The sequence below is a fragment of the Microbacterium sp. genome, from assembly GCF_047607465.1.
Classification (GTDB): domain Bacteria; phylum Actinomycetota; class Actinomycetes; order Actinomycetales; family Microbacteriaceae; genus Microbacterium.
The window spans coordinates 1-11,682 of record NZ_JASGCY010000016.1 but is presented as its reverse complement, the minus strand read 5'-3'; the positions used below and the strand labels follow the sequence as shown (position 1 = coordinate 11,682).

10 protein-coding genes are annotated in these 11,682 nt (G+C 67.7%); 7 read left to right on the top strand and 3 right to left on the bottom strand.

From position 1 onward, the window contains the following. The first annotated feature begins 111 nt into the window (after window positions 1-111). Window positions 112-1,179: a hypothetical protein gene (locus QM568_RS01810; protein WP_415135217.1), complete on the top strand. Its 1,068-nt coding sequence runs from the start codon at window positions 112-114 to the stop codon at window positions 1,177-1,179. Between the two features lie 13 nt (window positions 1,180-1,192). Here the strand turns inward: QM568_RS01810 and QM568_RS01805 are convergent, their stop codons facing one another. Next, window positions 1,193-2,452, bottom strand: a complete 1,260-nt coding sequence (locus QM568_RS01805) for an ATP-binding protein (protein WP_415135215.1) — start codon at window positions 2,450-2,452, stop codon at window positions 1,193-1,195. 155 nt (window positions 2,453-2,607) lie between these two features. Here QM568_RS01805 and QM568_RS01800 point away from each other — a divergent pair, with 155 nt between their 5' ends. From QM568_RS01800 to QM568_RS01775, 6 genes are all read left to right on the top strand, one after another. After that, entirely contained in the window at window positions 2,608-2,847 is a 240-nt protein-coding gene (locus tag QM568_RS01800) for a type II toxin-antitoxin system Phd/YefM family antitoxin (RefSeq protein ID WP_415135213.1), read from the top strand. Further along, window positions 2,848-3,234 (top strand): type II toxin-antitoxin system VapC family toxin, encoded by a 387-nt coding sequence (locus tag QM568_RS01795; protein ID WP_415135211.1) that lies wholly within the window; start codon window positions 2,848-2,850, stop codon window positions 3,232-3,234. It abuts the gene before it with no gap. Window positions 3,235-3,328: 94 nt separating this feature from the next. Then, entirely contained in the window at window positions 3,329-4,777 is a 1,449-nt protein-coding gene (locus tag QM568_RS01790) for a DUF3375 domain-containing protein (protein ID WP_415135209.1), read from the top strand. Window positions 4,778-4,782: 5 nt separating this feature from the next. Continuing rightward, window positions 4,783-5,475, top strand: a complete 693-nt coding sequence (locus QM568_RS01785; protein WP_415135219.1) for a DUF4194 domain-containing protein — start codon at window positions 4,783-4,785, stop codon at window positions 5,473-5,475. After that, on the top strand, window positions 5,462-8,782 hold the full coding sequence (locus QM568_RS01780; RefSeq protein ID WP_415135207.1) for an ATP-binding protein: 3,321 nt from the start codon (window positions 5,462-5,464) through the stop codon (window positions 8,780-8,782). Before QM568_RS01785 ends, QM568_RS01780 begins: the two co-directional genes overlap by 14 nt. After that, window positions 8,782-9,924, top strand: a complete 1,143-nt coding sequence (locus QM568_RS01775; RefSeq protein WP_415135204.1) for a Wadjet anti-phage system protein JetD domain-containing protein — start codon at window positions 8,782-8,784, stop codon at window positions 9,922-9,924. The genes QM568_RS01780 and QM568_RS01775 overlap by 1 nt, the downstream gene beginning before the upstream one ends. A gap of 48 nt (window positions 9,925-9,972) precedes the next feature. On the opposite strand, the gene QM568_RS01770 is transcribed toward QM568_RS01775, so the two are convergent. Together QM568_RS01770 and QM568_RS01765 are read right to left on the bottom strand one after the other, a co-directional pair. Continuing rightward, complete coding sequence (locus tag QM568_RS01770) at window positions 9,973-10,776, bottom strand: hypothetical protein (protein ID WP_415135202.1); 804 nt, start codon at window positions 10,774-10,776, stop codon at window positions 9,973-9,975. Next, a complete protein-coding gene (locus QM568_RS01765; protein ID WP_415135200.1) occupies window positions 10,770-11,303 on the bottom strand; it encodes a hypothetical protein in 534 nt (177 codons plus the stop codon). Before QM568_RS01765 ends, QM568_RS01770 begins: the two co-directional genes overlap by 7 nt. Between the last annotated feature and the right edge of the window lie 379 nt (window positions 11,304-11,682).

Below are 11,682 nucleotides of genomic sequence, written 5' to 3'. Positions count from 1 at the left end.
CCGCCGATGAGCGCGGCAGCGGCGGAGGGGGTTCGGGGCACCCGACAAGCCTGATCGCGCCCGGTGAATCCCGCCAGGGAGCATGTCCCCGTGTACTTGTACACTCGCGATGTGACCAAGAGAACGGGTGCCGCACCCGCTGAGGTGCTCAAGGAACTCGACAGCAGATACGTCGCTACGGTGACGATCACGGGCAGCGGTGTCGGAGCATCCGCAGCGATCCCGGGTGTCGGCATCCCGATCGCGCTCGGCCTCGGTGTCGCGGATCTGCTGTTCTTCTACGAGACCAGCGCGCTGTACGTCCTCGCCGTTGCAGAGCTGCATGGCATCCCGGTCGACGATCCAGAGCGCGCGAAGCCCCTGGTGCTCGGGACGCTGCTCGGTCAGAAGTCCCAGGCCCAGATGAACAAGCTGGTGATGAACGCCGTGGGGCTGGGAGGCGTGGAGGCGGCGAAAGGCACGGCATCGGGTGTCGTCGGCAAGGCGTTGCCCAAGGGGTGGGGGGAGATGCTCACCGAGCAGCTTCCCGATTCTGCTCTCGCACCATTGACCATCGCGATCGGGCGGGAGTCGATGAAGCTGGGCGGAAAACTCGGTGCCGGCACAGCAGGCAAGGCGATTCCGTTCGGCGTCGGCGCGGTGATCGGGGGCCTGGGTAGCTTCACCTTCGGGCGCGACGTCGTGAAGGCTGCGCGAGTGGCCTTCCCCGAGACGCCAACCCAGTTCCCGGAATGGCTTCAGGCGTATGCCAAGCCCGAGCGCGGAGAGGTGCCGCCGTCCCGGGCCGCCCTCGCGCTCGAAGCCGCGGCGGGAAGCGCCAAGGACTTCGGTGAGAACGTCTGGGGCAAGGTGAGCGCGGCGACGGAGGCATTCCGTTCCGTCGACCTTGACGGTGACGGCATCCCTGATGAAGCGCGTGCGTTGACGGCGGTGAAGCGGGCGGGCGCCGGCGTCGCGGGCACGGTGAGCAGGAGCGCCGAGGTGTTCAGATCTGTGGATCTCGACGGCGATGGAATACCGGACGAGGCCCGTGCGCTGACCGCTGCCAAAGAGGCAGGCGCTGTGATCACCGGTGTTGCCGGCAATGTCCGCTGCAAGGCGGCCGGTCTGTTCGGCAAGAAGCACCGGGCAGACGACCCAGACGACGCGGAAATGACGGAGGTGGAACCGAGTTCCTGAGCCGACCCGCCACTCACATCCCCAGAAGCGCCAGTGGCACGACCCCGATCCCATCGGGCCGCCGGTACGCCATCGGCCCGGTATTGATCACGATCGCGTCGATCAACTGCTCCCCCAGACGCTCCCGCAGCCATTTCAGATGCCGGACATCTCGATCATCGACGCTTCCGGACAGCTTGACCTCGAAGGCGATGATCGAGCCGTCGGGATTGGAGACGATCAGATCCACCTCGTGTTCGCCGTTGCGATCGCGGAAATGCGACACGGTCGCCTCGTTGCGCTGTGCATAGACCCGCAGGCACAGCGTCACCAGCGATTCGAAGAGGTCGCCGAATGCGTGCCCTTCGCCGCCGCCGCTGCCCCGTGCGAGCGACTCCGATGTGAAGCCCATCAGGGAGGCCGCGATCGCGGGGTCGGCGAGTTGATGCTTGGGTGCCTGCGCGAGCCTGCCGAGTTCGGCGCCGGCCGGCGCCCACGCGCCGACGGGATCAAGGATCCAGAGCTGTTCGAGAGCGTCTCGATAGGCCGCCGTGGTGTTGCGAGTCGGCTTGTCCGGGAAGCCTGCCGTTGCCGAGTCGAGGATCCGCGTGTACGACGCTGTCGTCGAGGTTGCTGCGGCATAGGCGCGAAGCCAGTGCAGCAGGGCATGAGGGCGACGCACTGTAATGCCTGCCTCGGGAATCTCGCGGTCGACGATGTTCTCGACGTAGCCGGCCAGCTGTGCGCGTCGCTGGCGAGGAGGAAGATCGCGGATGCCGGGAAAGCCCGAGCTCACGATCTCTCGCGCGTAGTCGGCGAGTGTCGCATCTGCCGTACCGGAGAGCTGTGCGCCCCCGCGGAGCACATCGGCCAGGGAGATCGTCGGGTGGAAGCCTCGTTCTGAGAGAGCGAGCGGTCGCATTCGCAATCGCACGATCCGCCCGGCGCCCGAGTGAGCGGTCGCGCCCGCACGAGGAGTCGCGCTGCCGGTGAGCAGGAACTGCTCTCCGCGTCGATCGTCGTCGACAGCGCGACGCACCACGTCCCACACCGCGGGGGCGCGCTGCCACTCGTCGATGAGCAGGGGGCGCTCGAATGGGAGGATGCCGGCGGGATCGGCGCCGATCGCCTGCTGTACCAGCGGGTCATCCAGTCGGAGGGTCGTCGCGGCCCTCTGCGCCGCAGTGGTCGTCTTCCCCACGCCCTTCGCGCCATCGATGGCGATCGCCGCGAGACCGCTGAAGAGTTCGTCGAGCTCGGCGTCGACGACGCGGCGTTCGTACGGTGAGCTCATAGCTCCAGACTAGCCCATCGAGCAGATAGCAGAACTCCTAATGAGCAAATAGCAGAACTCCTATTGAGCAGATAGCAGACATACCTGGCTCGCAACTGCCCTGGAAGCGGGGCGCTCAACGGACTAGACTAGATCGACTTAGTCGAGGAGTCACCATGACCACCGTGAACATGCATGAAGCAAAGACGCATCTGTCGCGTCTCGTCGACGCCGCGGCGGCTGGTGAGGTCATCACGATCGCGAAGGCGGGAAGGCCCGTGGCGAAGATCACGCGGATCGACGCTCCGCAGGCTCAGCGCAGGCTCGGCTTTCTCGCAGGTCACGCGCGGATCCCGGAGGACTTCGATGAGATGGGCGCCGCCGAGATCGCCGCGCTCTTCGGGGATGGCGACTGAATGCGGCTTCTTCTCGATACGCACGTGCTGCTCTGGGCCGCGTATGCGCCGCAGCGGTTGGCCGTACGATCTGTCGATCTGCTCTCCGATGCCGAGAATGATCTGCTGTTCAGCGCGGCCAGCATCTGGGAGGTGGCGATCAAATCGGCCCTGGGGCGAGGCGATTTCGATGCGGACCCTCACGTGCTCAGGCGTGAGCTGCGGGAGAACGGATACATCGAGCTCCCGGTCGACGGAGCGCACGCGGCTGCCGTCACAGGCCTTCCCCCGATCCACGGGGATCCTTTCGACCGGATGCTTGTCGCACAGGCTCGGGTCGAGGGGATCACCCTCCTCACGGCGGATGAGAAGGTCGCCGAGTACGGGCCACCGGTGCGGTTGATCTGACCGCGTGCTCCAGAATCGGCCATCGAATCGGCCAGTGTCGGTGGTGTCGGCCATGATGGTCGTGGCACCACCGGCATCCGTACCGAGGAGAACCGTGACCGCACTGGCGCAGGCGCATGCCCTGACGCGACTGCTCGACGAGCACGTCGCGTGGCGCATGCTGCGCGCCGACAACGCGCCGGTCATGGTCGCGATCCTCGGCGCCCACCTCGGCGGAGAGGAGCGCCGTATCGAGAGCGAAGACCTCTACGAGCGCATCGACGCGGATCTCGACGAGCTGCGCGCGCACGGATTCGACCTGCCAGGCACGGCCAAGGCGTACTGCGCCCAGTGGCGCACGTCCGGCTACCTCGTGCGTCGCCCGGCCGAGACGAGCCGGGGCGAGACGTTCGAGCTGTCGCCCGCGGCGCTGACCGCGACGCGGTTCCTCGCCCAGCTCGCGCAACCGCGGCAAGCGGCCACCGAATCGCGACTGGCGAGCATCGCCGCGCAGCTGCACCGTCTCGCGGTCGATTCCGACCCAGACGCCCGCACGCGCATCGCCCGGCTCGAGGAGCAGCGGGCGCAGATCGACGCCGAGATCGAGGCGATCAATCGTGGTGAGGCCCCTCCTCTCGACGAAGATCGCGCCGTCGAGCGCGTACGAGACCTGCTCGCAATGGCGGAGGACATCCCGAGCGACTTCGCCAGGGTGCGTGCAGAGTTCGAAGGTCTCAACCGCGATCTTCGCGCCAGGGTGCTCGAATCGGATGCCGCGCAGCGCGCCGTGCTCGACGACATCTTCCGTGGCGTGAACATGATCGACGAGTCCGACGCAGGGCGCACCTTCACCGGCTTCGCGAGCCTGGTGCTCGACCCCGAGCGAGGTCAGGAGTTCGAAGAAGACATCCGCAGTGTCCTCGACCGCGACTTCACGAGCGCGCTGAGCCCGAGCGAGCGGCGCTTCCTGCGCCGACTGCTGCGAACCCTCAAGGAGCGCAGCGGCGAGATCCACGACGTCATCACGACCTTCGCCCGCGGGCTGCGCCGCTACGTCCAGTCTCAGGAGTACGAGCGCGACCGCGTGCTGCGCCGGGAGCTGCGAGGCGCGCTCGCCGCCGGTCACGCGGCCAGCACGCGGATCAAGCCGTACAAGACGACGGCGGTGAGCCTGTCGCTGTCGGCCGTGCCGATGCGCAGCGCCGGTGCGCTTCGGCTTTACGACCCGGCGGCGTACGACGCGCCGGAGGCGGTCACGGTGCACGAAGCGGACGTCGTGAGCATCGAAGAGCTGCGCGCGCTGGCGCGCGAGACCGAGATCGACTTCGCCGAGCTCACCGGCAACGTCAACGCCCTGCTGGACGACGCCGAAGAGGTCACGATCGCCGACGTCCTCGAGCGATTTCCGGCGACCCAGGGCGTCGCGAGCGTCGTCGGTCTGCTCGCACTCGGCGCTGCCCAAGGGGTGACGAGTGCGCCAGAGCGGGTCACCTGGGTCGGCTCCGACGCCGTGGCCAGAGCCGCGTGGATACCGGGCTATCGATTCACCGGGAGGGTGCTGTGACCGACATGGACAGGATGCCGGAGCCGGCGATGCCGGAAGCAGGAATGACCCCAGAGGAGGGGCAGTGGCCGGGCGATACCGGCAGCTTGAGCATCGACGCGCGTCGCGCGCTGCTGAAGCTGATTCAGGGGCCCTACCTCTCGGCCGCCAGAGCCTCGGGGCCGTGGGCGGCCCTGCTCGCCGATGAGGCCGGCATCCGATCCCGCCTGCACGATCTGTTCCTCGATCTCGTGATCGACCGCGACGCCGGCTTCGCCTTCGTGCGCAATGCCGCCACGGGAGAGCAGGACGCCCCCGTCGCCGTGCGCGCCGAGCAGCTCACCTTCATCGACACCGCGATGCTGCTGGTTCTTCGGCAGATGCTGCTCAGCGGCGAGCAGGAGGGGCGCGTCATCGTCGGACGCGATGACGTGTTCGAACAGCTCGCCCCGTTCCGCAGCGCCGATCGCGACGAGACCGACTTCGCCAAGCGGCTCAACGCCTCCTGGCTCAAGATGCGCAACAAACTCCGGGTGGTGCATGCGCTCTCGGACGAGCGGGTGGAGATCTCACCCGTGCTGCGGATGCTGGTCGACGCCGAGCAGGTGCGCACCATCGCCGCCGAGTACGAGCGGATCCGGGCGGGGGAGAGTGCTGGAGCGATCGAACCCGGTGCGATGAAGACCGACGACGAGGAAGCCGACGATGACGCTGCTTGATCTGGCTGTCGAGACCGATACCGACGATCAGCGCGCCGGGCAGTGGCGGCTTGCGTGCATCGAGGTGGTCAACTGGGGCACCTTCGACGGCGCGCACCGCATCGACGTGGCCCGCAAAGGGCACCTCATCACCGGAGCATCCGGATCGGGCAAATCGTCGCTGCTCGACGCGATCGCCGCCGTGCTCACGCCCGAGAAGTGGCTGAGATTCAATGCGGCCGCGCAGGACGCCTCGTCGCGCGCCGACGACCGGGGCCTGGTCAGCTACGTGCGCGGCGCGTGGACCAAAGAGGCGGACGAGCTCGAGGACCGCGCAGTCAGCACCTACCTTCGGCCCCGGGCGACGTGGAGCGGCATCCTGCTCCGCTTCGAGAATCAGCGCGATGCCCCGGTCACTCTGGTCCGGCTCTTCCACATGCCGGGCACGAGCACCGCCCGCGCCGATCTCAAAGACGCGTTCGTGCTGCTGCGCACCCAGGTCGCGCTCACCGACCTCGCCCCGTTCGTCGCGAAGGGCATCGAGGCGCGGCGGCTGAAAGCCGCGTTCCCCGACAGCGTCGTCTCGACGGGGAGCCACGGCGGGTTCTTCACCCGGATGCGGCGCGTGTTCGGGATCGGGAGCGACAACGCGCTGCACCTGCTGCACAAGACGCAGTCGGCGAAGAACCTCGGCAACCTCGACACGCTCTTCCGGGCCTTCATGCTCGATCGCCCCGGCACGTTCGATCAGGCGCGCAACGCCACGGAGCAGTTCCGTGAACTCAACGCTGCGCACGAGCACGTGGTCGAACTCCGCCGCCAGGCCGAGCATCTCGAACGCATCGAGGAGGCGACCGAGGAGTACGAGCGCCAGTCGAAGACCGTCGCCGAGGTGCAGCATCTCATCGCCGTGCAGGAGCCGTTCCAGGACCGCCTGCACCTGACCCTGGCTCAGGGGCAGCGCGAGGATCAGGTGGCTGCACTCGCCAGGGCGCAGGACCGGGCGGCGACGGCCGACGCCGCCCGTGAAGAGGCCGATCGCGTGCTGAGCGAGGCGCGGTTGCGTGAAGCGAACCTGGGAGGGGTGGATGCCGGGCTGGTGCGTCGCGGCATCGATGACGCCCGCCGGGAGGCCGCCCGAATCCGCGAGCACGCAGAGCGCTTCGCATCCGAGCTTCGCTCTGCGGGGATCCCGCACGCCCCGGCGGATGCCGCGGAGTTCACCGCCTTGCAGGAATCCGCCCGCGCCGACCTCGCCGTCGTCCGCGCTGACGACGACAGCCACGCAGCACACGAGCGGTACGCCAAGGCGCGCGGCCGGCTGGCGGCGCTCGACGAGCAGTTGCAGTCGCTGAAGAATCGGCGAAGCAACCTCGAGCCGCGCCTGCTCGCCGTGCGCGAGTGGCTGGCAGGGGAGCTCGGCGTCAGCGAGAAGATGCTCCCGTTCGGCGGTGAGCTGATCGACGTGCTCCCCGAGTACGCGCAGTGGACGGGCGCGATCGAACGGGTGCTCCGCCCGCTGGCGTCTGCCCTGCTGGTGCGCGATGCCGATCTCGTCCGCGTGCGGCGCCTCATCGAGAAGCGGTCGCTGGGCACCCGGCTGGTGATCGAGGCGGTGCCGAGCGATGTCACCGCGCCGCGGCCGGCGAAGGCGCGCGACTGCGTGCTGCACCGCATCCGGGTCTCCGACGGGCCGTTCCAGAAGTGGATGCAGTCCAGGCTCTCCGAATCGTTCGATATCTCGTGCGTCGCAGGGCCCGACGACCTCGACGAGGTCGAACGCGGCGTGACGATCGGTGGCCAGATCAAGACATCCGCGCGACGCTATGAGAAGAACGATCGGGTGGCGATCGACGACAGGGAGCACTGGATCCTCGGATCCGACAACCAGGCGAAGATCGATCACCTTCTCGAGGTACGTGCCGACGCGCAGCGCGAGTTCGATCACGCGCGCGCCGTGCGTGACGAGCAGGCCGCCATCGGCCAGGCGGAGACGGCCAGACGCCTGGTGCTGCAACGTGTGCTGGAACGCACCTGGACGGAGTTCGACTCCGCTGCGGCGGAGAAGACGATCGCTGACCGCGAGGCGGAGCTGGCGCGGCTCACGATGCGCAGCAGCGACCTCGAGGAGGCATCGCGCGACGTCGCCGATGCCGAAGAGCGCAGGCGTGCTGCCGGCCAAGAGGCGGATGCCGCGAACGCCGCGCGGGCGGTGGCGGAGAGTGCGCTCCATGCCTCGGATGCGTTGATCGCCCGGCTCGCCGAGCGGCTCGACGGCGTCACCGTCGCCGACGCCGACGCTGCGCTGCTGGAGGCGCGGTACCGCCAGATCCAGCGACGCATCGACACCTCGAACATCGCCGAGATCGGTGCGAAAGTGGTGAAGGCGCTGAACAGCGCTGTGCAGGAGGCCGATGAGGCTCGCTCGCGGTCGATGACCGTGTTCACGCGGCTGGCATCGGAGTTCCGCGGTAGATGGCCGGCGGCCGCTGCGAACCTCACCGCCGAGGTGGAGGACCGCGCCGGCTACCGGGCATTGCTGGACAGCATCCGCACCAGGGGTCTGCCCACTCACGAGGAGAACTTCCGTCGGCTGCTGCGCGAGAAGTCCCGGGATCTCATCGGGCATCTGCTCAGCGAGATCCGTGACGCTCCGAAGCAGATCGAGGAGCGGATCGACCCGGTGAACGCATCGCTGGGGCGGTCGCTCTTCGACGCCGACCGCTTTCTGCGGATCAGGGTGAAGACCAAGCGCTCGCCCGAGGCCGCCGAGTTCATGGCTCAGCTGAAGGGCATCGTCGATGGTTCATTGGACAAGGATGATCTGCGCGCGGAGCAGCGGTTCGCCGCGCTGAAGGGCATCATGGACAGGCTCGAGTCGGCGGAGAACGGTGACCGTGCGGATCAGGTGTGGCGTCAGCGCTGCCTCGACACCCGCGAGCACGTGACGTTCCAGGCGCAGGAGGTCGATCGTGCTGGGCGCGTGCTCAGCGTGCACGACTCGAGCGCGGGACTCTCGGGAGGGCAACGGCAGAAGCTCGTCATCTTCTGCCTCGCCGCGGCCTTGCGCTATCAGCTGACGGACGACGATCAGGATGTTCCGACGTACGGCACGATCGTGCTCGATGAGGCGTTCGACAAAGCCGACAGCCAGTACACGCGCATGGCCATGGACGTCTTCGAGGAGTTCGGGTTCCATATGATCCTCGCCACTCCGCAGAAGCTGCTGCAGACGATCGAGAGCTACGTCGGTGCCGTCACCTCGGTCTCCAACCCGACGCGCAGGCAGTCGCTGCTGTCGAACGTGCCGTTCGAGCAGGTGGAGTGATGCCGGTCACCGTCACCGAAGCGCGGACCAGGGCGGCGAAAGCCGTTGCGAGCGGCCGGCGCGAGTGGGCCGCGAGCATCGACCATGATGAGGTCGTTCTCGGCATCCCGTTGAAGCCGCCGACGGAGGCGGGCGTGCTCGCTGATCCGCGCGCCGCGAGCGAATGGGCGGACTCCTGGCGAGCGGTGCGCGGTGCCGGCGTTCAGGTGCGGTGGGTGCAGAAGAATTGGCCGAGCGCGGGGCGGCAGGAGCTGCCCGAACGGCTGACGCTGCACTCGGCCGACGCGATCGCGCGATTCGCCGGCCGCGAGGTGCACGACGACTGGGTGCGCCTGCGTGATCGCGTGGCACTACTGCGGGGGAGGTTCGGCGACTCCGAGGAGTTCCTGCAGGCGGTGCGCTCCCGCGGGGGAGCGATCGACCGCCTCACGGATGCCGACTTCACGCTGCTGCTCGACGTGCTCGAGTGGCTGAGAGAGCATCCGTCGTCCGGGTATCGGTTGAGGCAGGTGCCGATTCCCGGCATGCACACCAAGTGGCTCGGCGGGCATCGCGCCCTCGTCGAGTCGCTGTACGCGGCGATCACCGGTGCGCACGATCTCGGGCTCGTCCCTCCCCCCGAGACGTTGCGGATTCGCATCCTCGATCCTGCAGCGCGCCCTGGCGGCCTCACCGACATCAGCGCGCCTGCGGACGAGCTCGCCGCGCTGCCGCTCGAGCCTCGCGTGGTCATCGTCTGCGAGAACCTCGAGTCGGTGCTGGCTCTGCCCGAGTGGCCGGGAGCCGTCGCCGTCCACGGGGCCGGATACGCGGTTCCGATTCACCGCCTGCCCTGGGCGGTATCGTCACGGGTGCTGTACTGGGGTGACCTCGACGCCGACGGGTTCGCGATTCTGCACCGGCTGCGCTCGAACGGCGTGGATGCTGTCAGCGTGCTCATGGACGAAGGCACCCTGCTCGCGTATCGAGAGCTCTGGGTGGCGGACCCGAACGGCGTCAAGAACCGCACCTTGCCGATGCTCGACGCGCTCGAGCAGGCCGCACTCCAGCGGATCGCTGCGGAAGGGGGCGTTCGGCTCGAGCAGGAGCGTCTGCCGTGGCCGACAGCGTTGGACGCGTTGCGGGAGGCGGCGTCCTCGTAGCTGCTCAGCGCGGCCGGGATGTGCTGGGGGTGTGGGTGTTTGCGGATGTCAGCATCCGGGTGCGGTGGGTTGTTCGGTGCAGGTGTGGGCGACGAGGGCGGTGTGGGTTTGGTGGATGGTGATTGTTTGGGGTGGGGAGGGGATGGTGAGGGTTCCGGGGATGGTGATCCAGCCGGTGCCGAGGTTGATGTCGGCGGTGTAGTGGGTGGTGAGGGTGGTGGTGTAGGTGCCGGGTTGTGTGTAGGTGTGGCTGGTGGGGGTGGGGGTGAATTGGGGTTGGTCGAGGTCGGCCCAGGTTGTGCCGGGGGTGGTGTGGGTGGTGGTGGTGCCGTCGCCGTAGTCGTAGTGGTAGGTGGTGGGGGTGAAGCGGACGGTGAGGGGTGTGTTGAAGAGGGTGCCGGTTTGGGTGTGGGGGGTGGCGGTGGTGGTGAAGTTGGTGGGTAGTCCGGCGATGCTTGCGCCGTTGGGTTCGGTGGTGTGGGTGGGGGGTTCTGGGGTGAAGGTTGCGAGGTCGGTGATGGTGATGGTGGGGGTTTCGGGGGTGTCGGTGGTGTGGGGGATGGTTTCGCCGACGCAGCGTCCGTTGGTGAGGTAGGCGACGCAGATCACCCCGGTGGTGTCCGTGTCCGTGTCCGTGTCGGTGGGGGTGTGGGTGGTGCCGGTGGTGCCGTCGGTGCCGTCGGTAGTGAGGATGCCGGTCACGTCGACGTTCGTGCCGTCGGTCTCGGAAGTGACGTCACACATACCGATAAGTTCGAGCTCGCGCGGGCACGCCGACTCCACGGCCACAGGGCTGCCGGTAAGCACTGCTGTCAGTGTCACCGTCGTCAAGACAATCGTCTGGATCAGCATGATGCTTCTTCCAGGGAGTCTTCCTCAGATATCCGGAGAACGGATCCAGTCATCACGAATGTCACGCTCTGCGCCACGAGATCTGGTCTGGTGACTGGAGTGACGTCGCGGCCGGAGCTGTCGAATACGCGCACGTCTGTGACATCGAGGCAGACATGGGCGACGACCGTTGAATCGGCCGTGCTGTTGTCGTACTCAACTCCTGTGAACTCCGTGATTTGGGAGTTGCCGCGTGGCTCAAGGCCGTGGTCACGGAATACATTGCGCGCATCGATGTCGCCTTCAAGCGCGTTGCCGATAAGGAACGCCTGCGGATCCGGTTCGGTCGCGCCGTCGCGGCGGGCATTCCCGGCTTCGTTGTATGCCCGGTAGACCTCTTCTGCTTCAGCGAATGCTTCTTCTTCGGTGGCGATGGCCGCGGTGGGGGTGGGGGTTGGTTCGGGGTGGGGTGAGCATCCGGTTGTCGTCGCGATGGCGAGCGTGGTGAGCGTCGCGAGGGCGAGGAGTGTGCGGGTTCGGGTGGTCACCAGCACACCGTAGCCCGGTCTTCGGACTGTTCGCAGAAGTTATCCACAGGCCCGGTTGTGGGTGGGGGTCGTCGGGCACGTCCTCCGGTCGCGGTTCGTGCCGTTTCCGGTGGTGCTTGGTTCGTTCCGGTCGCGGTTCGTGCCGCTATCGCGGGCCTGGAGCGGCACGGATCGCGACCGGAACGCTGGCTCGCGGGCCTGGAGCGGCACGGACCGCGACCGGAACGCCGCGCGGCGGGTTCAGCTCGCGCGGCGGCGGCGTCGGTCGGTGAGGGGTGTCGCGAAGTCCGAGGAGGAGACCTCGTCGATGAACGCCCCCGGCGCTACGTGCAGTGCTTCGCTGATGCGCACGAGGGTGAGGATGCTGAGCATCGAGCGT